At 71.4% G+C, this 25,358-nt stretch carries 23 protein-coding genes, 1 rRNA gene and 1 pseudogene; 16 read left to right on the forward strand and 9 right to left on the reverse strand.

All coding sequences use genetic code 11. The features are described from left to right. A 5S ribosomal RNA gene (gene rrf / locus ACFZB9_RS03460) occupies positions 1-92 on the forward strand; the annotation flags it as partial. A 68-nt stretch (positions 93-160) separates the two neighbouring features. Here the strand turns inward: rrf and ACFZB9_RS03465 are convergent. Then, on the reverse strand, positions 161-628 hold the full coding sequence (locus ACFZB9_RS03465) for an NUDIX hydrolase (protein WP_391443331.1): 468 nt from the start codon (positions 626-628) through the stop codon (positions 161-163). 24 nt (positions 629-652) lie between these two features. Here ACFZB9_RS03465 and mshD point away from each other — a divergent pair, with 24 nt between their 5' ends. The 8 genes from mshD to pstB all read left to right on the forward strand — a co-directional run bounded on the left by mshD (position 653) and on the right by pstB (position 10,572). After that, positions 653-1,627 carry a mycothiol synthase gene (gene mshD / locus ACFZB9_RS03470; RefSeq protein ID WP_391443332.1) on the forward strand — a complete coding sequence of 325 codons (975 nt, stop codon included), beginning with the start codon at positions 653-655 and terminating at the stop codon, positions 1,625-1,627. Between the two features lie 331 nt (positions 1,628-1,958). After that, positions 1,959-4,133, forward strand: coding sequence for an RNA degradosome polyphosphate kinase (locus ACFZB9_RS03475; RefSeq protein ID WP_391443333.1), 2,175 nt, complete (start codon positions 1,959-1,961; stop codon positions 4,131-4,133). Between the two features lie 73 nt (positions 4,134-4,206). Then, a complete protein-coding gene (locus ACFZB9_RS03480) occupies positions 4,207-5,349 on the forward strand; it encodes a CHAD domain-containing protein (RefSeq protein WP_391443334.1) in 1,143 nt (380 codons plus the stop codon). After that, positions 5,334-6,041, forward strand: coding sequence for an NUDIX hydrolase (locus ACFZB9_RS03485; RefSeq protein WP_391443335.1), 708 nt, complete (start codon positions 5,334-5,336; stop codon positions 6,039-6,041). The genes ACFZB9_RS03480 and ACFZB9_RS03485 overlap by 16 nt, the downstream gene beginning before the upstream one ends. A 286-nt stretch (positions 6,042-6,327) precedes the next feature. Continuing rightward, positions 6,328-7,464 carry a phosphate ABC transporter substrate-binding protein PstS gene (pstS, locus tag ACFZB9_RS03490; protein ID WP_391443336.1) on the forward strand — a complete coding sequence of 379 codons (1,137 nt, stop codon included), beginning with the start codon at positions 6,328-6,330 and terminating at the stop codon, positions 7,462-7,464. A 166-nt stretch (positions 7,465-7,630) separates the two neighbouring features. Beyond that, entirely contained in the window at positions 7,631-8,674 is a 1,044-nt protein-coding gene (gene pstC, locus ACFZB9_RS03495) for a phosphate ABC transporter permease subunit PstC (protein ID WP_391443337.1), read from the forward strand. Then, positions 8,671-9,753, forward strand: a complete 1,083-nt coding sequence (pstA, locus tag ACFZB9_RS03500; protein ID WP_391443338.1) for a phosphate ABC transporter permease PstA — start codon at positions 8,671-8,673, stop codon at positions 9,751-9,753. The genes pstC and pstA overlap by 4 nt, the downstream gene beginning before the upstream one ends. A 42-nt stretch (positions 9,754-9,795) precedes the next feature. Continuing rightward, positions 9,796-10,572 (forward strand): phosphate ABC transporter ATP-binding protein PstB, encoded by a 777-nt coding sequence (pstB, locus tag ACFZB9_RS03505; RefSeq protein WP_391443339.1) that lies wholly within the window; start codon positions 9,796-9,798, stop codon positions 10,570-10,572. Positions 10,573-10,718: 146 nt separating this feature from the next. On the opposite strand, the gene ACFZB9_RS03510 is transcribed toward pstB, so the two are convergent. Together ACFZB9_RS03510 and ACFZB9_RS03515 are read right to left on the reverse strand one after the other, a co-directional pair. Next, positions 10,719-11,714 carry an anion permease gene (locus ACFZB9_RS03510; RefSeq protein WP_391443340.1) on the reverse strand — a complete coding sequence of 332 codons (996 nt, stop codon included), beginning with the start codon at positions 11,712-11,714 and terminating at the stop codon, positions 10,719-10,721. 5 nt (positions 11,715-11,719) lie between these two features. Continuing rightward, entirely contained in the window at positions 11,720-12,340 is a 621-nt protein-coding gene (locus ACFZB9_RS03515; protein ID WP_327068284.1) for a DUF47 family protein, read from the reverse strand. 337 nt (positions 12,341-12,677) lie between these two features. Here ACFZB9_RS03515 and ACFZB9_RS03520 point away from each other — a divergent pair, with 337 nt between their 5' ends. After that, positions 12,678-13,037: a metal-sensitive transcriptional regulator gene (locus ACFZB9_RS03520; RefSeq protein WP_391443341.1), complete on the forward strand. Its 360-nt coding sequence runs from the start codon at positions 12,678-12,680 to the stop codon at positions 13,035-13,037. 3 nt (positions 13,038-13,040) lie between these two features. On the opposite strand, the gene ACFZB9_RS03525 is transcribed toward ACFZB9_RS03520, so the two are convergent. Together ACFZB9_RS03525 and ACFZB9_RS03530 are read right to left on the reverse strand one after the other, a co-directional pair. Then, positions 13,041-13,244 (reverse strand): hypothetical protein, encoded by a 204-nt coding sequence (locus tag ACFZB9_RS03525; protein ID WP_391443342.1) that lies wholly within the window; start codon positions 13,242-13,244, stop codon positions 13,041-13,043. Positions 13,245-13,401: 157 nt separating this feature from the next. Further along, positions 13,402-14,292 carry a hypothetical protein gene (locus ACFZB9_RS03530; protein WP_391443343.1) on the reverse strand — a complete coding sequence of 297 codons (891 nt, stop codon included), beginning with the start codon at positions 14,290-14,292 and terminating at the stop codon, positions 13,402-13,404. A 199-nt stretch (positions 14,293-14,491) separates the two neighbouring features. Between ACFZB9_RS03530 and ACFZB9_RS03535 the strand changes: the two genes are divergently transcribed. Next, complete coding sequence (locus ACFZB9_RS03535) at positions 14,492-14,707, forward strand: hypothetical protein (protein WP_391443344.1); 216 nt, start codon at positions 14,492-14,494, stop codon at positions 14,705-14,707. Between the two features lie 30 nt (positions 14,708-14,737). Here the strand turns inward: ACFZB9_RS03535 and ACFZB9_RS03540 are convergent, their stop codons facing one another. Together ACFZB9_RS03540 and ACFZB9_RS03545 are read right to left on the reverse strand one after the other, a co-directional pair. Continuing rightward, positions 14,738-15,451, reverse strand: a complete 714-nt coding sequence (locus tag ACFZB9_RS03540) for a phosphatase PAP2 family protein (protein ID WP_391443345.1) — start codon at positions 15,449-15,451, stop codon at positions 14,738-14,740. A gap of 398 nt (positions 15,452-15,849) precedes the next feature. Continuing rightward, a pseudogene (locus tag ACFZB9_RS03545) lies at positions 15,850-16,827 on the reverse strand (NlpC/P60 family protein); the annotation flags it as partial. A 365-nt stretch (positions 16,828-17,192) separates the two neighbouring features. On the opposite strand from ACFZB9_RS03545, the gene ACFZB9_RS03550 reads away from it, so the two are divergent. The 5 genes from ACFZB9_RS03550 (at position 17,193) to ACFZB9_RS03570 (ending at position 22,932) form a co-directional block, all read left to right on the forward strand. After that, a complete protein-coding gene (locus tag ACFZB9_RS03550) occupies positions 17,193-17,549 on the forward strand; it encodes a hypothetical protein (RefSeq protein ID WP_391444243.1) in 357 nt (118 codons plus the stop codon). A gap of 305 nt (positions 17,550-17,854) precedes the next feature. Beyond that, entirely contained in the window at positions 17,855-18,664 is an 810-nt protein-coding gene (locus tag ACFZB9_RS03555) for a hypothetical protein (RefSeq protein WP_391443346.1), read from the forward strand. Further along, the gene (locus ACFZB9_RS03560) at positions 18,654-19,967 is read left to right on the forward strand and encodes a hypothetical protein (protein WP_391443347.1); all 1,314 of its coding nucleotides are present in this window, start codon (positions 18,654-18,656) and stop codon (positions 19,965-19,967) included. Before ACFZB9_RS03555 ends, ACFZB9_RS03560 begins: the two co-directional genes overlap by 11 nt. Before the next feature lie 6 nt (positions 19,968-19,973). After that, positions 19,974-21,563: an SCO6880 family protein gene (locus tag ACFZB9_RS03565; protein ID WP_391443348.1), complete on the forward strand. Its 1,590-nt coding sequence runs from the start codon at positions 19,974-19,976 to the stop codon at positions 21,561-21,563. A 58-nt stretch (positions 21,564-21,621) separates the two neighbouring features. Further along, positions 21,622-22,932, forward strand: a complete 1,311-nt coding sequence (locus tag ACFZB9_RS03570) for an ATP-binding protein (RefSeq protein WP_391444245.1) — start codon at positions 21,622-21,624, stop codon at positions 22,930-22,932. A gap of 89 nt (positions 22,933-23,021) precedes the next feature. Here the strand turns inward: ACFZB9_RS03570 and ACFZB9_RS03575 are convergent, their stop codons facing one another. Next, positions 23,022-24,524 carry an ATP-binding protein gene (locus tag ACFZB9_RS03575; RefSeq protein WP_391443349.1) on the reverse strand — a complete coding sequence of 501 codons (1,503 nt, stop codon included), beginning with the start codon at positions 24,522-24,524 and terminating at the stop codon, positions 23,022-23,024. Positions 24,525-24,565: 41 nt separating this feature from the next. Then, positions 24,566-25,336 carry a response regulator transcription factor gene (locus ACFZB9_RS03580; RefSeq protein WP_391443350.1) on the reverse strand — a complete coding sequence of 257 codons (771 nt, stop codon included), beginning with the start codon at positions 25,334-25,336 and terminating at the stop codon, positions 24,566-24,568. Positions 25,337-25,358: the final 22 nt, after the last annotated feature.

The following is a 25,358-nucleotide window of genomic DNA, read 5'->3' on the forward strand; positions in this document are numbered from 1 at the left end:
CGCCCGGTTACATTCCGAACCCGGAAGCTAAGCCTCATAGCGCCGATGGTACTGCAGGGGGGACCCTGTGGGAGAGTAGGACGCCGCCGAACAATTATTCTAGAGAAGCCCCCTTCCTTCGGGAAGGGGGCTTCTCTGCGTTCACCCCACAATCCGCTCCTTACCGCGCGATGCGCCCGAGCGGCGGCCGCTCCCGGTGGAGCGCGATCGCGATGTCCACCAACGAGACCCGTTCCAGTTCCTCGACCTCCGCCAGCGGGATCCAGGCCGCCAGGTCCGTCGAGCCGTCCGTCTCGTCGCGCAGTTCGCCTCCGGTGATCCGGCCCTCGTAGACGATCCGCAGGCCGTGGAAGTCACGTGGCTGAGGGCTCACCGCGTCGGCTGGAATGAGGAAGTTCTCCGAGTCGACCCCGAGCAGCCGGACCAGCTCCACCTCGTAGCCGGTCTCCTCCCGCACCTCCCGGATCGCCGCGTCGTAGGGATCCTCCCCGTGGTCGAGCCCGCCTCCCGGCATGGTCCACAGCCGCTCCCCGTCCGCGCCGACCCAGCGCGCGAGCAGGATCCGGTCGTCCTGGACGCAGACCGCGTAGGCGGCCGGACGAACTCTTCGTATGGCATCTGATGACATGTGAGGCAGCGTAAGGTCCCGTCCATGGATACCGCCAAGACTCCCGAGTCCGAGTCCCACGTGAGCCCCGAGATCCTGGTGAGCGGCGGTCTGACCGCCGAGCAGCTCGACATCGCGCACTCCGTTCTGCGGGCCGCGGCGGTCGCCGACGGCCGGGAGGCCGTCTCCGAAGCGGGCCGGCTGCGGCTTCGGGTGGACGAGCCGCGCGAGGGCGTGCGGCATCTGGTGGCCGGCGTGGCCGAGACCCCGGCCGGCTACGCGCAGCTGGAGCTGCAGGAGGCCGCCGGCACCGCCGAGCTGGCCGTGCACCCCGACCGTCGCGGGCTGGGACTGGGCCGGTCGCTGGTCGGCGCGGTGCTGGCCGAGGCCGGCGAGCAGCGCGCCGTCGACTTCTGGGCGCACGGCGGCCACCCGGCGGCCCGGCGGCTGGCCGAGGTGTTCGGCGCGGAGCTGGTCCGCGAGCTGCGGCAGATGCGCCGTACCGCGGCGGCCCCCGCCGAGGTGCCGCTGCCGGAGGGCGTCACCCTGCGCACCTTCCGGCCCGGCGCGGACGACGAGGCCTGGCTGCGGCTCAACGCGCTGGCCTTCGCCCACCACCCCGAGCAGGGCTCCTGGACCGCCCGCGACCTGGCCGACCGGATCGCCGAGCCGTGGTTCGACCCGGCCGGCTTCTTCCTCGCGGTCCGCGGCGCGGGCACCGCACAGGAGCGCCCGGTCGGCTTCCACTGGACCAAGGTGCACCCGGCCACCGCCGCCGAGCCCGAGCTGGGCGAGGTCTACGTGGTCGGGGTGGACCCGGCCGAGCAGGGCAACGGGCTGGGCAAGGCGCTGACCGCCGCCGGGCTGCGCCATCTGGCGGTAGACCGCGCCCTGGCCACCGTGCTGCTCTACGTGGACGCGGACAACGCGGCCGCGGTGCGGGTCTACGAGCGGGTGGGATTCACGGTGCACGAGGTAGACCTGATGTATCGGGTCACCGAGGGTCGCCGGGTGCGCTAGCGGGCAGCAGGGCCGACCGCCTCAGCTTTCCTCCCGGCCATGCGGTGTTTACCGTGGATTCAATTGCCGACGCGAAGATCACAGGATGACGTCCGTAGTGTCTCGCTCCCGCAGCTTGGGCCACATCGCCGGGGTCGGTCGGCTATCGACCGCCCCGGGCGATCGGTCCGCTCCGCTGCGTGTGGCGGAACCGGGTGAGGACGGCCGCAGGCCGGCCCCGCCCGGGCACTCGGATCTCACGCCGCTGGAGGAGCTGGAACCCATGACCGTCCCCCGCCCGGTCGCGGCCGGTACGACGCCCGTAGCGTCAGACCCCTCAGGAGCCGATCCCATGCCCGAGTCCCCAGGCGTGCCCGCCCCGTCCCGGCTGACCAAGTCCCTGGGCGTGTCGCTCGACCAGTTCCCCGACGGCGTCGAGGGGCCGGACCTGGACGAGCTGCCGCAGGGCCGCTTCCTGGACCGGGAGCGCAGCTGGCTCGCGTTCAACGAGCGGGTGCTGGAGCTGGCCGAGGACCCGCAGATCCCGCTGCTGGAGCGGACCAAGTTCCTGGCGATCTTCGCCAGCAACCTGGACGAGTTCTTCATGGTGCGGGTGGCCGGCCTCAAGCGCCGGATCGCCACCGGAGTCGCCCAGCGCAGTGCCTCGGGCCTGCAGCCACGCGAGGTGCTCGATCTGATCTGGACCAGGTCCCGGGAGCTGATGGCCCGCCACGCGGCCGCCTTCCAGCACGACGTGCTGCCCGACCTCGCGGCCGAGGGCATCGAGCTGGTCCGCTGGGCGGAGCTGACCGAGAAGGAGCAGGGCCGCCTGCACAACCTGTTCCGGCAGCAGATCTTCCCGGTGCTGACCCCGCTGGCGGTCGACCCGGCGCACCCGTTCCCGTACATATCGGGCCTGAGCCTGAACCTGGCGGTGGTGGTGCGCAACCCGGTCTCCGGGCACAAGCACTTCGCCCGGGTGAAGGTGCCGCAGTCGCTCTTCCGTTTCCTGGAGGCCTCGCCGCAGCGGTACGTGCCGCTGGAAGACGTGATGGGGGCGCACCTGGAGGAGCTCTTCCCCGGTATGGAGGTGCTCGCCCACCACGCCTTCCGGGTGACCCGCAACGAGGACCTCGAAGTCGAGGAGGACGACACCGAGAACATCCTCAAGGCGCTGGAGAAGGAGCTGATGCGCCGTCGGTTCGGGCCGCCGGTGCGGCTGGAGGTGGAGGAGTCGATCGACCCCTACATCCTCGACCTGCTGGTGCGCGAGCTGAACATCACCGAGGCGGAGGTGTTCCCGCTGCCCGGTCCGCTCGACCTGACCGGGCTGTTCGGGATCGCCGGCCTGGACCGTCCGGAGCTGAAGTACGGCAAGTTCGTGGCCGGCACCGCGCGCGGTCTCACCGACGTCGAGACGGCTTCGCAGCCCGACATCTTCGCCGCGATGCGCGAGCGCGACGTGCTGCTGCACCACCCGTACGACAGCTTCTCCACCTCGGTGCAGGCCTTCCTGGAGCAGGCCGCGGCCGACCCGCACGTGCTGGCGATCAAGCAGACGCTGTACCGGACCTCGGGTGACTCACCGATCGTGGACGCGTTGATCGACGCGGCCGAGTCCGGCAAGCAGGTGCTGGTGCTGGTGGAGATCAAGGCGCGCTTCGACGAGCAGGCCAACATCAAGTGGGCCCGCAAGCTGGAGGAGGCGGGCTGCCACGTGGTCTACGGCCTGATCGGGCTGAAGACGCACTGCAAGCTGTCGCTGGTGGTGCGCCAGGAGGGCGAGACGCTGCGCCGCTACGCGCACGTGGGCACCGGCAACTACCACCCGAAGACCGCCAGGCTCTACGAGGACCTGGGGCTGCTCACCGCCGACCCGCAGGTCGGCGCCGACCTGTCCGACCTGTTCAACCGGCTCTCCGGCTACTCGCGCCGGGAGTCCTACCGCCGGCTGATGACGGCCCCGCGCGGACTGCGCGACGGGCTGGTCGCGCGGATCCAGAACGAGATCGCCAACCACCGGGCCGGCCTGCCGGCGTACGTGAAGCTCAAGGTCAACTCGATCGTCGACGAGCAGCTGATCGACACGCTCTACCGGGCCTCGCAGGCGGGCGTCCCGGTGGACGTCTGGGTGCGCGGGATCTGCGCGATCCGGCCCGGGGTGGTGGGGCTGAGCGAGAACATCCGGGTGCGCAGCATCCTGGGACGCTTCCTGGAGCACTCCCGGATCTTCGTCTTCGGCAACGGCGGTGATCCCGAAGTCTGGTTCGGCAGTGCGGATATGATGCACCGTAACCTGGACCGGAGGATCGAGGCCCTGGTCCGGGTCGCGGATCCGGCCCACCGGGCCGAGCTGTCCGCGCTGATCGACCTCGGCATGGCGCAGGACACCGCCTCCTGGCACCTGGGCCCGGACGGGGCCTGGAGCCGGCACAGCCAGGACACCGACGGGCACCGCCTGCGGGACATCCAGGAACTGCTCATCGACTCGCGCCAGCGCCGCAGGAGCACTGTCGCGGCGTTGTGACCCGAGTCTGCGGTCCCTGACCATCCGTCGACCATCCGTCGCCTGCCCTGGGGGAACGGGGAGTACCCACGACATGACTGACGCGCCCATGACGACCTCGGCGGCCACGGTGACCGCCGGGGAGGTCCTCTCCCGGTATCTCAACGAACAGGCCGGCCTCTTCCTTCGCGCGCTGCCACAGGCAGTGGGGGAGGCCGGGGCCCGGCCCGGTGCGCTGCCCTCGCTCAACTCGCCCACGGGGAGCGCCGGGACGGGGGATCTGCTGCGCTCGGTGCGCCGGATCGGCGGTGCGCTGCACACCTTCGGCGCGGTGTTCGAGCCGGGCTGGGCCCATGAGTCGCGCACCGAACTACGCTGGCTGCTCAACCTGTTGGCGCAGGAGCCGGCCTATCTGCGGCGTTCGGCGCGGTTGTTGGCGGCGCTGGACACGCTCAGCTCCACCGGCGGCGGGCCGCTCGGTGCGGCGGGCGAGTCGCGGGGACCGGGGATGCTGGCCGGGCATCCCGGCGCGCCCAAGGCCCGGGCGCTGCTGGACCGGCAGCTGACGCTGGCGCGCACCCGGGTGCACAGCTCGGTGCTGCAGGAGCTGCGCTCCTCGCGGCTGCACGCGCTGGCGGACCGGATGACGCTGCTGGTGGGCGAGGCGCCGGTGGTGGCGGCGGCCGGGAGCGCGGCGGGGGAGGTGCTGCTGCCGCAGGCGGCGGTGGCCTTCGCGGCGCTGGGCCAGGCGGTGCAGGCGCTGCCGTGGCAGCGGGCGGCGACGGCGTACCAGGGGGACGCGCTGCACCGGCTCGGTGCGGTCGCGCCGGCCCCTGCGCCCGTTGCCGCACCGCTGCCGGCGCAGGGGCGCTCGGGGGCAACCGGGGCAACGGGGGCGGCGGGGGACGCGGACGGCGCGCTGGCGGCGGATGACGCGCCGTGGCACCGGACGCGGATCCTGGTCAAGCGGGCCCGCTACGCCCTGGAGGTGTGCGGGCGCCCGGGCGGCGAACTGGACGCGCTCGACCAGGTGCTGGACCGGCATCAGGAGGCGGCGGATGCGGCGGTGACGGTGGCCACCGCGGCGCGGACGCCACGGATCACCCCCGCGACGGCCTATGTGCTGGGGGTGGTGCATGCTGATCAGCGACTGGAGGTCGAGGCGGCCAGATACGCCTTCGGCCGGCAGTGGCCGACCCTCCCGCAGCACGGATGGCATGAATGGGCGAGCGCCTGAGCGTTGAGCGGTACCCGGACCCGCGGATGGCGGCCCCGGCGGCGGCGGTTCCTGCCGCGGCATCCGCGGCGGGCGAGCAGTTGGCGCGCCGTCGGCGGCGGGAGGCCAAGCGGCAGGGGCTGCTGACCGGGCCCGGCCGCGGTGTCCCGGTCCACCCGGGCGCCGAGCCGTCGGCCGCGATCTCCAGGGAGCCGGCCGCAGCGCCGTCCACAGCGCTGTCCACAGAGCCGTCCGCCGAGCACGGCGCTCGCCCCGGCACGGTGCTGGCGGCGGGCGCGGTGCTCTGGCTGCCCGGCGGCCCGCGGAAGAACGGCCAGGGGCTGCGCAAGCCGCGGATCGCGCTGATCCACCGGCCCAAGTACGACGACTGGAGCCTGCCCAAGGGCAAGCTGATGGCCGGCGAGACGCCGTGGCAGGCGGCGCTGCGCGAGGTGGAGGAGGAGACGGGGCTGGTCTGCCGGCTGCTGGCGCCGCTGCCGGCCCAGCACTACCGGGCGCAGGGGCGGCCCAAGGAGGTGCGGTACTGGGCGGCGGTGCCGGTGCGCGGGGAGTTCCGGCCCAATCGGGAGGTGGACCGGATGAAGTGGCTCAAGCCGGAGAAGGCTCGGGCCAAGCTGACGCACGCCCGGGACCGGGAGCTGATCGACGCGCTGCTGGCGCGGCTGGAGCAGTTGGCGCCGCTGGTGGGCTGAGCGCGGGCGCGTCCGGTCCGCGTTGCCTGGTGGTTGGCGTCCCGTCACCTGACAGCGTGTCTTGGCCGATTCCTTACCGTGATGCAACCGTGACTACGAGCCGGTGTTTCCTGGCATCCCTCCGAGGTTCACTCTCCGTTCACTTGCGACCGGCTGACGTGTCACCTGTCCGGCCTAGCTTCGGTCCTACCGGCGGGCCGAAGAGGCCCCGGACCAACAGCTGGTACCACCCGCCCCCGACCTTCGGCTGGGCGCGCGTGGACTGTGCCAAAGAAAGGGACACCCTGTGAAGCTCCAGCGGAACGGCCGCACCAAGGCCCTCGCAATCGGTGCCGTGGCGCTCGTCAGCTCGCTGTCGCTCGCGGCCTGCGGCTCGGACAACAACACCACCAAGACCAGCAGCACCGCCAGTGGCGCCAGCAGCGCCGCGGCGATCACCTGTGCCGCGAAGCAGTCCCCCCTCCAGGGTGCCGGCTCCACCGCCCAGGGCAACGCGGTCGACGTCTGGAAGGCCGCTTACGGCGACGCCTGCTCGGGCTCGCAGGTCAGCTACAACGGTGTCGGCTCCGGTGCCGGTGTGGCCCAGTTCAACCAGGGCAAGGTGGCCTTCGCCGGCACCGACTTCGCCCTCAAGCAGAGCGACGTCGACGCCTCCAAGGCGGTCTGCCAGAACGGCGGCCAGGCGATCGACCTGCCGATGGTCGCCGGCCTGGTCACCCTGGTCTACAACGTCCCCGGCGTGGACAACCTGATCCTCGACGGCCAGACCTCCGCGAAGATCTTCGACGGTCAGATCACCAAGTGGAACGACCCGGCCATCGCCGCCCTCAACCCGGGCGTGACCCTGCCGGGTGACAACATCCAGACCTTCCACCGGTCGGACGACTCGGGCACCAGCTACAACCTGACCTCGTACTTCGCCAAGACCTCGAACGGCGCCTGGAGCTACGCGCCGAACAAGACCTGGCAGGGCAAGGGCGGCCAGTCGGCCACCGGCAGCGCCGGTGTCGCGGCCCAGATCAAGCAGACCTCGGACTCGATCGGCTACGTCGAGCTGTCCTACGCGCAGAACAACAGCCTGAAGACCGCCGCGATCGCGACCGGCGCCACCAAGGCGGTCGAGGCCACCTCCGCGAACGCCGCCACCACGCTGGCCAACTCCACCGTGATCGGCACCGGCAACGACCTGGCGCTGCAGCTGGACTACGGCACCAAGGCCGAGGGCGCCTACCCGATCGTCCTGGTGACCTACGAGATCGCCTGCGACAAGGGCAACAGCGCGGCCACCCTGCCGAGCCTGAAGTCCTTCTTCACCTACATCGCCAGCAACGGCGGCCAGCAGGCCATCGCCACCAAGGGCTACGTCCCGCTGCCGACCCCGATCGCCAGCAAGGTCCAGGCCGCGATCGGCAACCTGAGCTGAAACCCGAGCTGACCTTCGGGTCCGCTCAATGGTCGGCGGTCCCGCGTCGGGGGGACGGGATCGCCGACCGTCAGTACCGCTTTCCGTGAACGTTTTCGTCCGGGGCACCGCCGCCATGGTGCCGCCCGCCCGCCGGGCAGCACCACCAGACCGGAGTTAGAACCTCATGACCTCCTCCCCACCGCCCGGCTCCGCTGAGCAGCCAGGGCCTCCCACGTCCGTCCAGGGCCGGCCACCCGCGTCCGCCGAGCAGCCCGCGCGCAGCTCGTTGAAGGGCAACAGCCGGTTCGGTGACAGCCTGTTCTTCGGCCTGTCGGCCGGTTCCGGCATCCTGCTGCTGGTCATCATGGCCGCGATCGCGGGCTTCCTGCTGTACCGCAGCGGGATGGCGATCAGCAAGGACCAGACGAACTTCCTGACCACCTTCGGGTGGGACCCGGACAACCTCCTCAAGCCGAGCTTCGGCATCGCGGTGCTGGCCTTCGGCACGGTGGTGAGCGCGGCCATCGCGATGGCCATCGCGGTCCCGGTCGCGATCGGCATCGCGCTGTTCATCTCGCACTACGCGCCCCGCCGGATCGCCCAGCCGTTCGCCTACCTGGTGGACCTGCTGGCCGCGGTGCCCAGCATCGTCTACGGCCTGTGGGGTGCGCTCTTCCTGGTGCCGCACCTGAACGGCCTGATGAGCTGGCTGAACGACTACCTCGGCTGGACCTACATCTTCAAGACCACCCACCCCGGGGCGCCGGCGCGCAGCCTGTTCACCGTGGGCATCATCCTGGCGATCATGATCCTGCCGATCATCACCGCGGTCAGCCGCGAGGTGTTCCGCCAGGTGCCGCGGATGCACGAGGAGGCGGCGCTCGCACTGGGCGCGACCCGCTGGGAGATGGTCCGCACCGCGGTGATCCCCTTCGGCCGTCCGGGCATCATCTCCGCCTCGATGCTCGGTCTGGGCCGGGCGCTCGGCGAGACCATCGCGGTGGCCACCGTGCTGTCCTCCAGCAGCGAGCTGTCGCTGCACATCCTGGACGCGGGCGGCGGCACCTTCGCGCAGAACATCGCGCTGAAGTTCGGTGAGGCGGGCACGGTCGGCAAGGACGCGCTGATGGCGGCCGGCCTGGTGCTGTTCGCGATCACGCTGCTGGTGAACGGTGCGGCGCGGTTGATCATCTCCCGCCGCAAGGAGTACTCGGGGGCCAACGCATGACCACCGCACCTTCTGTCGCCGACCGCACGCCGGTCCCGCTGCTGCGCCACTCGCTGACCGCCGCCCGGCTGCCCCGCTGGGCCCCGCCCGGCATAGCCGTGCTCGCCATCGCGCTCGGCTGCGCGATCGGTGCGGGCTTCGGGCTGGCCAGCCACCTCCAGTGGGGCCTGATCGCGGCGCTGCTCTTCGTCGCGATCACCTTCGGCCTCTCGACCCGCGTCGAGGGGGTCCGGCAGGCCAAGGACCGGATCGCCACCTCGCTGATCTGGGTCGCCTTCATCCTCGCGATCATCCCGCTGGTCTCGCTGATGGCCTACACCATCCAGCAGGGCGCCGGCGTGGTGAACGGCGACTTCCTCAGCCACTCGATGCGCGGGGTGGTGGCCTCCTCCGGCCCCGGCGGCGGCGTCTACCACGCGCTGCTCGGCACCCTGCAGCAGATCGGCCTCGCCACCGCGATGGCCGCCCCGATCGGCCTGCTCACCGCGGTCTACCTGGTCGAGTACGGCCGGGGCCCGCTGGCGAAGGTCGTCACCTTCTTCGTCGACGTCATGACGGGCATCCCGTCGATCGTCGCCGGTCTGTTCGTCCTGTCCGTCTGGAACATCGCGCTCGGCTTCGCCTACTCCGGCTTCTCGGGCAGCCTCGCGCTGGCGATCCTGATGATGCCGGTGGTCGTCCGGTCCACCGAGGAGATGCTCAAGCTCGTCCCGAACGAGCTGCGCGAAGCCTCGTACGCGCTCGGCGTGCCCAAGTGGAAGACGATCCTGCGGATCGTCCTCCCGACCGCGATCGGCGGCATCGCCACCGGTGTGATGCTGGCGATCGCCCGCATCGCCGGTGAGACGGCGCCGGTCATGATGCTGGTCGGCGTCTGGGACTCGATCAACGCCAATCCGTTCGTCGGGCCCCAGGAGTCGCTGCCGGTCTTCATCTGGCAGCAGTACTCCCAGGTCAACAACCAGTACGGCTACGCCCGTGCCTGGGGGGCCGCGCTGGTGCTGATCGCCCTGGTGATGGGGCTCAACCTGATCGCCCGGGGCATCGCACGCTGGCGCTCGCCCAAGACCGGCCACTGACCGACCGACTGACGTACGAACAGACGAGAGAGACGAAAGATCATGGCAAAGCGCATCGACGTCAGCGGACTGTCGGCCTACTACGGCGCCACCCGGGCCATCGAGGACATCTCGATGACCGTCGAGCCCCGCTCGGTGACGGCCTTCATCGGCCCCTCCGGCTGCGGCAAGTCCACCTTCCTGCGCACCCTCAACCGGATGCACGAGGTGATCCCCGGCGCCCGGGTCGAGGGCAAGGTCATGCTGGACGACGAGAACCTCTACGGCTCCGGCGTGGACCCGGTGGCGGTGCGGCGCACCGTCGGCATGGTCTTCCAGCGGCCCAACCCGTTCCCCACCATGTCGATCTACGAGAACGTGGTGGCCGGCCTGAAGCTGGCCGGGGTGCGGAAGAAGTCGGTGCTGGACGGCGTGGTGGAGAGCTCGCTGAAGGGCGCCAACCTCTGGAACGAGGTCAAGGACCGGCTGAGCAAGCCGGGCGCGGGCCTGTCCGGTGGTCAGCAGCAGCGTCTGTGCATCGCCCGCGCGATCGCGGTCGAGCCCGAGGTCCTGCTGATGGACGAGCCCTGCTCGGCGCTGGACCCGATCTCCACGCTGGCGATCGAGGACCTGATCGGCCAGCTCAAGGAGCGGTTCACGATCGTCATCGTGACCCACAACATGCAGCAGGCCGCGCGCGTCTCGGACCGCACCGCCTTCTTCAACCTGGCCGGGGTCGGCCAGCCGGGCAAGCTGATCGAGCTGGACGACACCCAGCGGATCTTCTCCAACCCGTCGGTGCAGGCGACCGAGGACTACATCTCCGGCCGCTTCGGCTAGACCCACCGGCCGGCGGTGACATGACTGCTCCGCGGCGCTGCATGGCGGTGCCGCCGCGGAGTACGAGAGGAGGGCCCACCCCCGGGACGCGGGGGTGGGCCCTCCTGCTCGTGGACTCGTGCGGTCCGGGCGGTGCGGCCGGAGCGTCAGCCCACGGCCAGGTCGGTCAGCCAGTAGGCGAGCGCGGCGACCAGGGCCGCGGCCGGCATGGTGATGAACCAGCCGAGCACGATGTTCTTGGCCACTCCCCAGCGCACCGCGCGGACCCGCTTGGTGGCGCCCACGCCCATGATCGCCGAGGTGATCACGTGCGTGGTGGAGATCGGCGCCTTGAAGACGTACGAGGTGACGTACATGATCGCGGCGGAGGTGGACTCGGCGGCGAAGCCCTGCGGCGGGTCCAGTTCGATGATCTTGCGGCCCAGGGTCCGCATGATCCGCCAGCCGCCCGCGTAGGTGCCCAGCGAGAGCATGGTGGCGCAGGAGATCTTCACCCAGATCGGGATGCCGTTGCCGCTCTGGTGCCCGGAGATGGTCAGCGCCATCACCACGATGCCCATCGTCTTCTGGGCGTCCTGCAGACCGTGGGCCAGCGCCATCGCGGCGGCCGAGGCGGTCTGCGCGACCCGGAAGCCGCGCTTGGCCCGGTGCGGGTTGGCCTTGCGGAAGATCCACAGGATCGCCAGCATCACCAGGTAGCCGGCCACCAGACCGACGATCGGCGAGACCACCATCGGGATGATGACCTTGTCGATCACGCCGTGCCAGATCACCCCGGTGCCGCCGGCCAGCGCCGCGCCGACCAGGCCGCCGAAGAGCGCGTGCGAGGAGGAGGACGGCAGGCCGTAGTACCAGGTGACCAGGTTCCAGGCGATCGCACCGACCAGCGCGCCGAAGAGGATGGTCATCCCCTTGCTGCCGTGCGGGGTCTCGATCAGGCCCTTGGAGACGGTCTGGGCCACCCCGCTGCCCAGGAAGGCGCCGGCCAGGTTCATCACCGCGGCCATCGCGAGGGCGGCCCTCGGGGTCAGCGCCCGGGTGGAGACCGAGGTGGCGATGGCGTTCGCCGAGTCATGGAAGCCGTTGGTGTAGGTGAAGAAGAACGCCACACCGATGACGCAGATGAGTGCTGCCATGTCCACGCTGGTCAGGACTCCTTGACGGCGATGGTCTCCACCGTGTTGGCGACGTGCTCGAAGGCGTCGGCGGCCTCCTCCAGCACGTCCACGACCTGCTTGAGCTTGAGCACCTCGATCGCCTCGTACTGGCCGCTGAACAGGTGGGCCAGCAGCTTGCGGTGGATCTGGTCCGCCTGGTTCTCCAGCCGGTTGATCTCGATCCAGTACTCGTTCAGGTGCGCCATGCTGCGCAGCCGCGGCATCGCCTCGGCGGTCAGCTCGGCGGCCCGGGCCAGCACCTCGATCTGCTCCTCCACACCCTTGGGCAGGGTCTGGATGTCATAGAGCACGACCAGGTCGACGGCCTCCTCCATGAAGTCCATGATGTCGTCGAGCGAGGAGGCGAGGCTGTAGATGTCCTCGCGGTCGAACGGCGTGATGAAGGAGGAGTTCAGCTGGTGGAAGATCGCGTGGGTGGTGTCGTCGCCCGCGTGCTCGGCGGCGCGCATGCGCTCGACGATCTCCGCGCGGGCTGCCACGTCCGAGCCCAGCAGTTCCAGCAGGAGCTTCGATCCGACGACGAGGTTCTCCGCGGCGGCGGCGAACATGTCGTAGAAGCTCGTCTCCTTCGGGGTCAGGCTAAAACGCACGGAAATCTCCGATGAGCGGGGAGTGGACTGAACGATGCTAGGTGCTCTGCGTCAGGATTGTGCAAACGGGGTGCGCGACTGGGAACCGGATGCTCCTCTTCCGGGTCGCGGGTCGACTCGTCCGTCAGACCCCGGCGGGGACCTCGTACGTCGGCGTGCGGGTCGTGGATCTGTGAACCCTCAGTCTGACGGAACCTCGGGTGGAATGCGCCTGCCCGGCGCCCGATGATCCCGATCAGCCGCCCGGACGGGGTAACACCACCGGGGCCCGGGGTGCGGGACACTAGGGAGCACCGGCGGCGATCGGCCGGGCGAGGGACGAGAACGGGGCAGGCCGATGACCACCAGCAGCACGGACAGCAGCACCGGCACCCAGCCGACCGAGGCACCGGCGCACTCGGGGCACGGGGCGGGCCCGCACGGTTACAGCTCGCACAAGGCGGACCACCTCAAGCGGCTGCGCCGGATCGAGGGTCAGGCCCGCGGCCTGCAGCGGATGGTGGAGGAGGACGTCTACTGCATCGACATCCTCACCCAGGTCTCGGCCACCACCAAGGCGCTGCAGTCCTTCGCGCTGGCGCTGCTGGACGAGCACATCAAGCACTGCGTGGCGGCCGCCGTCGAGGAGGGCGGCTCGGCGATGGACGAGAAGGTCAGCGAGGCGATGACCGCGATCAGCCGCCTGCTGCGGAGCTGACGGCTAACCCTCCGGGGCGTTCGGCTCCTCGGCCTCCGGCGGCTGGTGCAGCAGCACCTCGTCGATCCGGGCGGTGGGCAGCCGCTCGGCGCTGCTGGCGGTGGCGGCGATCATCAGCTCGCCGGCCAGCTCGATCTCGTCGAGCGCCGCGCTCTCGTGGCCGGCGGTCCGATCCGCTCGACCTGTCCGATCCGCCGAGGACGACACCCTGCACCACCCCTTCACCACCCGCTCGCCGGGGCGGCAGGCACCCGTCCTCCAGCCTAGAGAGTGCGGGGCCCGCCCCCCATGGCACGGACGGGTCATCTCTGCCACCGAAACGGGTGGGCTGCCCGTGCCGCCGCACCCGGTCGGTGACGGCGCGTCACTTCGGGGAGGCGCTGGAGTCCTTCATCTCGACCACGTCGGCGGCCGGCGGCTCGGAGACCTCGACCGGCTGGCCGAAGGCGCTGAGCGAGACCGTGGAGGTCACCTTCACCTGGTCCTTGGCGTCCTTGGAGCCGGCCACCCCGGCGAAGGTGAAGACCTCGGTCACCTTGTGCAGCCGGCCCTGGGAGTCCAGCCAGGCGTCGAACGGGACGTCCTTGACGGTGAAGGTGCCCGCCGCCATCCGCAGCCCGTTCGCCGCCTGGCCGCCGGTGGCGTCGGCCGCCTTGGTCAGGTCCAGGGTGCCCTTGTAGTGCTTGAGCGGCACCCCGTCCAGCGTCTCGTCACCGACCACGCTCGCCTGCTGCACGCCGCGCAGCGCGCCGGCGGCGGTGGCCGGGTCGGTGGCGCCGTTGCTGATCAGATTGCCGTCGGCCAGCTGGCGCACGTCCAGCTCGACCCACTTGCCCGCGGGCACCTTGGCGCCGCTGTTCTGCAGGAAGACGATGCCCGGCTCGACCACCTCGACCACCTTGCCCGTGGTCGCGGCGCCCGGCGGGACCTGCACCTCGATCTTGCCGATCCGCTTGACGTAGTCATAGGGGCCGGCGCCGGTGAAGGCGGCCTTCTTGTCCGCCGACTCGGTGGTCAGCTGGGTGGCGGCCTGGGCGGAGCCGGTGCGGCCGGTGATGTCGGCGGCGTTGCGCACCGCCGTGACCGGGTCGTCGGCGAGCTTGTCGGCCACCGGGCTCTGGCTCGCGGAGGCGCTCGCGTTCGCGTTCGCGTCGGTGGAGCCGCCCGAGGTGCCGCCGCAGGCGGACAGTGCGGCGGCGAGCAGCACGGTGGCCGCGGCCGGGAGCAGGGCGCGAGTGGCGGGCGACGTGGTCATGGTGATCTCAACCCCCATGGTGATCCGGGCCCCCTCGGGCCGGATGACCGGCGGGCCGCCGCCCCTGGATGGGCGGGGCCGGTACTGGCGAGAACGACCGCGCGGCACCCCCGGTTACGCGGCGGACGGCGTGCGGCGCCCGGCGCGCGCCGGGTGGGCGGGGCGTTCGGGGTAAGGAAACCGGGTTACCGTTGAAGCCGTGCATACGGAGCCGTCGGCCCGGTCCGACTCCCGCGGTGACCCCTCCGAGGACACCGCCGAGGACGCCCCGGGGGCCGGCCACCGGGCAGAGGTCTCCGAGCGCGGTTCCTTCGCCCACGCGGCGTGCGACTGCGGCTGGTTCGCCCCGGCCCGGCGCTCGCGCGACCGGGCCCGGCGGGACGCCGCCGAGCACCTCGCCCAGCCGGACGGCTGACCGGACAGGCGCTAGGCGGCTCGGACGGCCCTAGGCCGCCAGATCGGAGTCGGTGGCCGCCGGGTGCTCCTGCTCCGGCCGCGGCCGGTCGACGGCGGCGCGGCGGCGCCGCTTGGCGGCACCGGCCGGGCCGGCCGTGATCAGCGGTGCGGCCGCGGTGCGGGAGACCGCATGGCACAGCGGCACCAGCAGGGCCATCGCGAGCGGGGCGAGCAGCAGCGCCACGGCGGTGGCCAGCGCGTAGCCGCCCAGGACGTCGGTGGGGTAGTGCACGCCCATGAACAGACGGCAGAACCCCTGCAGCAGCGCCAGCCCGCCGGCGATCGCGCCCAGCCGGCGGTTGACCAGGAAGAGCGCCACGGCGACGGTCATCGACATGGTCGCGTGGTCGCTGACGAAGGAGTGCGTCCCGGCCTTGCCGGCCACCAGGACGTCCAGGCCCGGGTGGTCGACGAACGGGCGCGGCCGGTTGACGATGGCGGCGATCGGCAGGTTGGCCAGCTCGGCGGCCACCACCGCGAGCGGCGCCCAGAGCACCCCGGCCACCGCCACCGGCGCGTCCGGGCGGCGGCGGGCCTGCAGCCAGCCGACCGCGCAGAGCGCGAACAGGCCCAGCAGGATCCCGTACTCCCCGATCCAGGAGACCAGGGAGTCCAGCCAGTGGGGGGCGTCCTTGGCCCACCCGTTGACGGTGTAGAGCAGTTCGAGGTCCGGGTTGCTGGTGTCGGCCAACAGCGTCGACACGCCGTACCTCCTGTGCTCCGCCGGCTTGGTTCGAGGGCCGGCTGATCGTGTGCTGCTTGCTCTGGGAGTTAACGAGCCGGGCAGGTCACAGCGTTCCATGCCGACGGGGTGTTATGGAAACTTGACGTGGGATGGTCAGATCTGGTGCGGCGTCAGGCCTGCTTGCCAGGCTTGCCGGTGGCGCCGGGCAGCGGGAGGTCGGCGGCCGCCCGGTTCGGCGCGGGTGCCCCCGGGAGCGGCGCGCCGGGGCTCTGCGCGGTGGGGTTCGGTGTGGAGGGGCTCGGCGTGGTGGGGCTCGGTGTGGTGGGGCTCGGCCCGCCCGGGCTCGCCGGGGCGGTCGCGGGCTGCGGCTGGCCGATCGTGGGGCCACCGGTGATGGTCCCGTCGCTGCCGCGCACGGGCAGCGCGGCGGCGCCGTCCTGGGTGACCCGGGTGGCGCCGATGTATCCCGTCTGATCGATGGAGTCGTAGCGGATCACCGCGCCGGTGTGCGGGGCGTTGATCATGTACCCGCCGCCGACGTAGATGCCCACGTGGTGGATGCTGCGCGGGTCGGTCAGGTCGTTGGCGAAGAAGACCAGGTCGCCGGGGCGCAGTTGGTCGCGCGAGGGGTGCGGGCCCGCGTACCACTGGTCGTTGGCCACCCGGGGCAGGTTGATCCCGACCGAGGCGTAGGCGGCCTGGGTGAGGCCCGAGCAGTCGAACTGGCCGTTCTGCGAGGGCAGTCCCTCACCGCCCCACAGATAGGGGGTGCCGAGCTTGGTCTGGGCGAAGTAGATGGCCCCGGAGGCCTGCGGGGAGACCGCCACGGGGGAGGTGGCGGCCGTGAAGCTCGGGAGCAGGGCGAGGATCGAGCGGACGTAGGCCTGGGTCTCCGGATAGGGCGGCACGCCCTGGTACTTGAGGACCGCGTCCTGGCCCGCGTTGTAGGCGGCGAGCATGTTGGCCACCGGGTCACCGGGGACGCCGGTGACCTGGTTGGCGAACTCGCAGTCGATGTGCGCGGCCATCGGGATGGCGTCGTTCGGGTCCCAGGGGTTCGTCTTGCCGGGCAGCGGATACGCCGTCCAGGTGCCCGGCATGATCTGGCCGATGCCCTGGGCGCCCACGCCGCTGCGCGCGGTCGGGTCGAAGCCGCTCTCCTGGTAGAGCTGGGCGGCCAGCAGCGGCGGCGACATCAGCGGGCAACTGCTGCTGCCGGCCTGCTGGATCAGGCCCTGGTAGGCGGCCGGGACGGTTCCCGGCGCCAGACCGGGCGCCGAGCCGGCCTGCGCGTAGCCGCTGGCGGCGTAGGTGCCGACCCCGATCAGCAGCAGGAAGCAGGTCGCAACAGCTCCCCCCGCGATCGCCGCACGGGCGCCTTTCCGGAGTACCATCAGCACCATCCCGATGCAGTGTCAGAGTGCTTGCGCCCCAGGGGAGCCAGGGGTAGAGCCTCCGGCGCGACACCGGTACGCATATGCCCCCCGCACGCGCCAGGTCGATCGGCCGACACCCCCACCAGTCTGCTGCAGGGCGTTGCTCAGCGCAATCATCGGAGATACAAAGAGTGAGCGCTATCCTTCGTACAGTGGACATCCTGGCGCACATGTCCCGTATCGCGCGACCAATCCTCAAGAAGTAGCCAAGTCGACATCAGATCTGGCCAAGAATAGGTCCCGGCTCTTCGCAGTCCCCAGGTGAGGGGCCTTCAATTGGCTGACCGGGCGGTGAGACAGGAATGCACGTGAGTGACACAGTGATGAGTGTGGGCAACACCGTGAGTGGCTACGCCAGCACTCTGCTGGCCGACGATCCGAACACCAAGAAGGGCAACATCGACACCATTATCGGTGGTATTGCCCCGGATTGGGGTCCGTTCTCCACGCTCGGCTCGGAAGCCAGGATCATGGTGGAGGTCGTGATGGCGGTGGCCATCCTGGCCTGCCTGGCGATCGCGGTCTGGGGCGCGGCGAAGCAGCGGATCGGGGCGACCGCGATGCGCGACACCTTCAGTGCCGAGCAGGGCAAGGGGCTGATCATCGCCGGGCTGACCGGCGTGTTCATCATTGGATCACTGGGCACCCTGTTCACCATTGTCTACGGCATGGCCATCTGACGATCAGACAGAGGGACCAGTCACACTGGTCCCTACCGGTTGACCCGGCTGGTCGGCCGCCCCGGCGGGCCTGCCGGTCGGCGCTGGTCGACTGCGGTCGGCATCGGTCAGAATCGGATGAAGCGGATCCGGTGGGCCAGGCCGGCCGGGCCCGGCTCAGCCGCCGGGCGCGCCGGACCTGACGGACCCGACGGGCTCGTCACCGGAACCCCGCAACCGACCGCCCCCGGTCGGTCGGGCTGCCGCAACCGACCGGATTGTCACGCTGGAGCCCACCACCGGCTCCCTGTCCCAGGAGGGCCGCCGTGCCGTTGCCCGACGACCAGCCGCACACCCGTACGCGGCTGCCGGTCGGCGAACAGTCCTCCCCGTACCCGACCGGCCGTCAGCCCCGCCCGCTGCGCACCCTGCTGACGGTGCTGCTGGTGGTCACCCTGCTGGTGGTCGCCATCGCGATCGCCAACCGCGACAAGCCCGCGCCCTCGGCCGGCGGACAGCACGGCCCCGCGCCCGCCCCGCCCACCGGCGCCCCCACCGCGGCCAGCGGCACCCAGCCGGTCGGCACCACCAGCAGCGGCATCGGCACCGGCTACCCCGACACCGACCAGGGCGCCCAGTCGGCGGCGGCCAACTACGCCGTCGCGCTGGGCGGCAGCGACATGTTCCGGCCCGACGGGCGGCGCACCGTGCTCGCCGCGATCGCCGATCCGGCCGTCGCCGACACGCTGCGCGCCCGGCTGGACCAGGCGATCACCCCCGCCGTGCTCAGCGGCTACGGCCTGGACGCCCAGGGCCAGCCGCCCAAGGGGCTCACCTTCGTCAGCCGCGCGGTGCCGATCGGCACCCACACCGACGGTTACACGGCCGACAGCACCAAGGCGCTGGTCTGGTGCGCGGGACTCGGCGGCCTGGCCGGGACCTCCTCGACCAAGCCGGTGACCGCCTCCTGGTACACCCTCACGCTGACCCTGCACTGGACCGGCGGGGACTGGAAGCTCACCGACTACACCCGCCAGGACGGGCCCGCGCCCGTCCCCGCCGACCAACAGGCCGCCAGTGCCGACGAGATCACCGGCGCCGTCCAGCAGTTCGGAGGCTTCCGCTATGCCCGCTGACGGCCCACAGCCCTCCCTCGCCCGCCGCGCCGGCGCGCTGGCGGGGACGCTGGCGACGCTGCAACTGGGGGCGCTGCTGCTGGCCCAACGCGTCTTCGCGGCGCCCAGCGCACCCCCTTCGGGGAGCCCCAGCCCCTCGGCGGGCCCGTCCCCTTCGTCGACGGGCAACTGCAGCGTGCTCCCGCTGCCCGGTAGTGACGTGTACTGCGCGCAGGGCGGTGGTGGCGGTCTCCCCGGCTCCTCCACCGTCGGTTCCGTCACCGACCCGCTCGGCTCCCTCGCCAAGGCCTGCGCCCAGGCCGCCGCCTGGGTGGTGCGCAGCCTGTCCGGCGCGATCGACGGCACCACGCAGGTGGACTTCACCAACGCCAGCTTCCTGCAGCAGTACGCCGTGGTCTTCGCCGGCGCCACCGTGGTGACCCTGGTGCTCTGGCTGCTCGCGGTGACCAAGCGGGCGGTGCGCGGGGTGCCGCTGCACCAGGCCTTCTCGGAGGCGATCGGCTTCCTCTGGCTGACCGTGGTGGCCTCCGCCTTCACCCCGCTGATCCTGTACACCCTGGTCGGCGCGACCGACGGGCTGACCACCGCGATCGCCTCCGGCACCAAGTCGGACACCGGCACCTACCTGGGCGGTCTGGCCGACACCCTGGAGCACGGCACGATCGGCGGCGGCCCGCTGATCCTGATCCTGGTCTCGCTGATCGGCGTGCTGGCTGCCGCCGTGCTCTGGATCGAGCTGCTGATCCGGGCCGCGATGCTCTATGTGGGAGCGCTGCTCGGCACCGCCGTCTACGCGGGCCTGGTGGACAAGCAGCTGTGGAAGCACGTGCGCCGCTGGGCCGGCCTGATGGCCGCGATCGACCTGGCCAAGCCGGTGATCGTGATCATCCTGGGTCTGGCCAGTGCGATCTCCACCGGCTCGGGGGCCTCGGACGACTTCGCCCGGATTCTCTCCGGGCTCGCCATCCTCTTCCTGTCGATCTTCGCCAGCAGTGCCATCTACCGCTTCGTGCCCGGCTTCGGCGACGAGATGCTGCACCTGCGCCAGGCCAGGGCGAGCGCCGTCTCGGCCGGGTCGGCGATGATCAACGGGCCGGCCAACCTGGTGAAGCAGGGCATCTCGACGCACGGCTCGCGCGGCGGTGCCGAGGGCGGGGCGGGTGGCGGCGGTGGCGGGGTCGGCGGCGGTTCGGTCGCGCCGGGCATCGCCGCGCACGCCTCGCGCAGCACCGCGCCGCCGGCCCCCGCCAAGCCGCCGGCTCCGGCCTCGGCTCCGGCACAGAACCCAGCGAAGGGAGGGTGACGCACCTTGAGCAGCGAACCGCTCGGCCAGTACGGGGGGCAGTACGCCCAGAGTTATGTCCACCAGCGCCGCACCTACCTGATCGGCAAGGCCCGGCCGAACGCGCCGATCGGGCGCAATCGGGAGTCCGGCGAGATCCTGCTGATCATCTTCGGTGCCTTCCTGGGCATGCTCTGGGGCCTGCTGATGCCGGTGCTGTCGCTGCGGATCGCGGGCCTGGTCGGCCTGCCGGCGCTGGCGCTGGCCGCGGTCTACATCCCCTACCGGCGCCGCACCTTCTACAAGTGGGCCGAGATCAACCGCACCTACCGGCGCACCCTGCGCAGCGGCCGGGCGGTGTGGCAGTCCACCGCGATGGACGCGGGCACCGCGCTGAACGGCCGGGAGGTCGAGGTCGGGCCGCCGCCCGGGGTGGGCCGGCAGCGCTGGCTGAGCGCGCCGTTCGGGCCGGACGAGGTCGGGGTGCTGATGCACCTGGAGCGGCGCACGGTGACCGCGGCGATCGAGATCGAGGGCCCGGGCGTGGGCCTGCGCGACTCCGAGGACCAGGAGGCCCTGGTCGACCGGTTCGGCACGCTGCTCAAGCACGTCGCCAACGGGGACGGCTTCGTGACCCGGCTGCAGATCCTGGCCCGCACCCTGCCCGCCGATCCGGACGCGCACGCCAAGGACGTCGAGCGGCGCGGTGACCACGAGGCGCCGCGCTGGCTCAAGGACTCCTACGACCAGTTGCAGTCGATGGTCTCCACCTCCTCCGAGCAGCACCGGGCCTACCTGGTGGCCTGCATGCACTACACCCGCGACCTGGCCGCCGAGGCGCACGCGATGGGCCGCACCTCCTACGACAAGCGGGCCGGCGGCGACGGCTCCCGGGACGACGACGGGCTGGCCGCCGTGATGGCCCGTGAACTGACCGACATCTGCGCCCGGCTGGCCGAGGCCGACATCCGGGTGCGGCAGCCGCTGGGCCAGGCCAGGCTCTCCTCGCTGCTGCACTCGATGTACGACCCGGACCACCCGATCGACCACATCCAGGCGATGAGCCGGCGCAACGCCTGGCCGGCCGAGCTGGACGCCACCCACCCGCAGTACCTGCAGGCCAAGACCCGCGAGTCGGTCACCCGGGAGCCCTGGTGCCACGCCACCGCCTGGGTCAAGGAGTGGCCGCTCACCCCGGTGGGCGTCAACTTCCTGGCCCCGCTGCTGGTGCACACCCCGGACGTGATCCGCACGGTGGCCGTCACCATGGACCTGGAACCGACCGACGTGGCCATCGAGCGGATGCTCACCGAGAAGACCAACGACGAGGCCGAGGCCAGCCGGGCCGCCAAGATGAATCGCACGGTCGACCCGCGCGACCTGGCCCACACCGGCCGGGTCGACCAGCGCGGCGACGATCTGGCCTCCGGCGCCGCCGGGGTCAACCTGGTCGGCTACATCACGGTCTCCTCCCGCAACCCCGAGGCGCTGGCTCGGGACAAGCGGACCATCCGGGCCTCGGCCGGCAAGAGCTACCTCAAGCTGGAGTGGTGCGACCGCGAGCACCACCGGGCCTTTGTCAACACCCTGCCGTTCGCCACCGGCATCCGCCGCTGACCTGCCCTGGAGGCCCCTCTTGGCGATTGGCAATCTCACCGACGCCTTCACCAGCCTGATGTTCGGCAAGGTGGAGACCACCCGACTGCCGGTGCGTACCTCCACCGGACAGGCCCAGGCGGTCTACCTGCCCACGGCCGCACCGGGGCTGGGCGACTCCGGGGTGATCATCGGCCGCGAGGTCTACAGTGGCAAGGGGTACGTCTACGACCCGTTCCAGCTCTACGGCCAGCAGCTGCCGGCCCCGCACTGGCTGGTCCTCGGCGAGTCCGGCAACGGCAAGTCGGCGCTGGAGAAGACCTATGTGCTGCGGCAGCTGAGGTTCCGCGACCGCCAGGTGGTGGTGCTCGACGCGCAGGGCGAGGACGGGGTCGGCGAGTGGAACCTGATCGCCGACGCGCTGGGCATAAAGTCGGTGCGCCTGGATCCGATGGCGGCCCGGGACGGCGGGGTGAAGCTCAATCCGCTGGACCCGGCGATCACCACCACCGGCCAGCTCTCGCTGCTGCGCACCATCATCGAGGTGGCCATGGGCCGCGGCCTGGAGGAGCGGGCCGGCTTCGCGCTGAAGGCCGCGCACGCGCACGTGCGGGCGACCGTGACGGAGCGTCAGCCGATCCTGGGCGACATCATCGACACGCTGCGCCGCCCCGACCTGTCCTCGGTGGAGTCGCTGGGGGTGGAGCCGCAGGAGGTGCAGTCCTGGGGCCTGGACGTGGCGTTGGTGCTGGACCGGCTGGTCGACGGTGACCTGCGCGGCATGTTCGACGGTCCCACCACGACCGGCATCGACCTGGACGCCCCACTGATCGTCTTCGACCTCTCGCACATCGACCGCAACTCGATCGCGATGCCGATCCTGATGGCGATCGTCGGCGTCTGGCTGGAGCACACCTGGATCCGCCCCGACCGCAGGAAGCGCATCTTCCTGGTCGAGGAGGCCTGGCACATCATCAACAGCCCCTTCGTCGCCCAGCTCTTCCAGCGGCTGCTGAAGTTCGGCCGAAGGCTGGGCCTGTCCTTCGTGGCGGTGGTCCACCACCTGTCCGACGTGGTGGACGGGGCGGCGGCCAAGGAGGCCTCGGCGATCCTCAAGATGGCCTCCACCCGCACCATCTACATGCAGAAGGCCGACGAGGCCCGGGCCACCGGGCGGGTGCTGGGTCTGCCCCGGTGGGCGGTGGAGATCATCCCGACCCTGTCACCCGGCATCGCGGTCTGGGACGTCAACGGCAACGTCCAGGTGGTGAAGCACATCATCACCGACAGCGAGCGTCCACTGGTCTACACCGACCGCGCGATGACCGAGGACATGGTGGCCGAACGGATCCGTGCCGACCGGCAGTTGGCGGCCGAGCCGGAGGTCTGAGCCGCAGCCCCGCCGCCGCTCGGCCGCCCCCACTCGACCACACCCACTCGACCACACCCACTCGATCACACCTGCTCGACCGCCCCCGCTCAACCGCCCCCGCCCGGTTCCGCGCCGGCCGGGCCGCTCGGCGGCTCGGTCGCGCCCGGCATCCGGATGATCGCCAGTGCCCCCGGCCCGCCGTCCTGGGCCGGGCCCAGCGCCACCTGGCCGCCGGAGTCCTGGACGGTCTGCGCCACGATCGACAGCCCCAGCCCCGAGCCGGGCAGCTGCCGGGAGGACGGGGAGCGCCAGAACCGGTCGAAGACGTACTGCAGTTCGTCGGCCGGGATGCCGGGCCCGTGGTCGCGCACGGTCAGCCGGCCCTGGCGCAGCTCGACGTCGATCGAGCTGGCCGGCGGGCTGTACTTCACGGCGTTGTCCAGCAGGTTCATCACGGCCCGCTCCAGCGCCGCGGCGTCCGCCCGCACGTACCAGGGCTCCAGCACGACGTTGAAGGTCAGCCCGGGGCCGCGCAGCTTGCCCCGGTCCACCGCGCGCTGGGTGATGTCGTGGAACGCGACGGTCGACACGTTCTGCCCGGGGCGCGGCGAGTCGGGCCGCGAGAGCTGCAGCAGATCGCCGATGAGCAGGGTGAGTTCCTGCATCTGCGCCTTCATGTTGCCCAGCAGCTTGGTGCGGGTGGCGGGCGGCAGCGGGCGTCCGGTGGAGTCGCTGCGGATCATCAGGTCGACGTTGGTGCGCAGCGAGGTGAGCGGGGTGCGCAGCTCGTGTCCGGCGTCCGCGATCAACCGGGTCTGCCGCTCGCGGGAGTTGGCCAGCGCGGTGCTCATCGAGTTGAAGGAGTCGGAGAGCCGGGCGATCTCGTCGCTGCCGTGCACCGGGATGGTGGTGCCGACCTCCTCGGTGCGGGCGATGTGCTCGACCAGGTCGGTGAGGTCGTGCACGGGCTTGAGCGCGGCGCGGGCCACGATGCGGCCGGTGATGCCGGCCACGGCCACGCCTATCGCGGCCACGCCCGCCAGCAGGAAGGCCAGTTGCTGCAGCGAGTGGTCGACGTCGGTGAGCGGCGAGGCGAGCAGCATCACCATGTCCTGGTGGGTGGTCCGGTCCACGTAGTGGGTGACCCGGATCATCGCCGGTGTGCCGTCGGTGAAGTGGCCCTGCCGGAAGTCGCCCTGGTTCGGGGGCAGGTTGAGCACGTCGTAGTCGGAGGGGACGGGCACGATGGCCCGGGTGGCGCCCAGGCTCAGGCAGACGCTGGTGGTGCCGGAGGGCAGGTACTCGGCGTCCCCGCCGCGGCTCGGCCCGGGCAGCGGCAGGTTGGGGTTGTCGGTCTCGAACTCCTGGTTGGCGGCCTTGACCTGGGTCAGGGCCCCCTGGGCGGAGCCCGCGCAGGTCGGCAGGGTGCGGCTGAACGGGACCGAGGGCAGCGGCACGTTGGAGAGCTGCGTGCGCTGGAGCTCGTAGAGCTTCTCCTGGACGATGAACCAGGCGGCCACCGAGCACATCGCGATCGCCAGCGCCACGGCCACCGAGGCCATGATCGCCAACCGGCTGCGCAGCGACCTGCTCTGGTACCACCCCTTCACCCGAACCGGCCCCCGTGCTCCTGCCGTGCGCGTCATGATTCTCAGGACGACGCCCCGCTGGGCGCGCGCAGAGCGTAGCCCACTCCGCGCACGGTCTGGATCAGGCGCGGCATGCCGCCCTGCTCGGTCTTGCGGCGCAGGTACATCACGTACACGTCGAGCGAGTTGGAGGAGGGCTCGAAGTCGAAGCCCCAGACCGCCTTGAGGATCTGTTCGCGGGTCAGCACCTGGCGCGGGTGCGCCAGGAACATCTCCAGCAGCATGAACTCGGTGCGGGTCAGCTCGACCGGGCGGCCGTCACGGGTGACCTCGCGGGTGGCGGTGTTCATCCGCAGGTCGGCGAAGGCGAGCACCTCGGAGTCGTCCTCGACGGCGGTGGCCCGGGCGGCCGCCTCGGTGGCGAGGGCGTTGCGGCGCAGCAGCGCGCGGACCCGGGCGAGCAGCTCGTCCAGCTCGAAGGGCTTGGCGAGGTAGTCGTCCGCGCCCACGTCCAGGCCGGTGACCCGGTCGCCGACGGCGTCGCGGGCGGTGAGCATCAGGACGGGCGCGGTGTCCCCGCGCGAGCGCATCCGGCGCACGGCGGTCAGGCCGTCCATCCGGGGCATCATGATGTCGAGCAGCACCAGGTCGGGCTGGTCGCGTTCGACGGCCTCCAGCGCCTCGTAGCCGTCGGTGGCGGTGGTGACCTCGTAACCCTCGAAGGCGAGGCTGCTCTCCAGCGCGTCGCGCAGCGCGGGTTCGTCGTCGACCACGAGCAGGCGCGCGGTGGTCGGCTGCTCGGCAGGGGTGCGGTCGTCGGCGGGGGGAGTCATCGGCGGTGTGGCCCTCTCTGGG

Source organism: Kitasatospora sp. NPDC008050 (genome assembly GCF_042957465.1).
In the GTDB taxonomy this organism is placed as follows: domain Bacteria; phylum Actinomycetota; class Actinomycetes; order Streptomycetales; family Streptomycetaceae; genus Kitasatospora.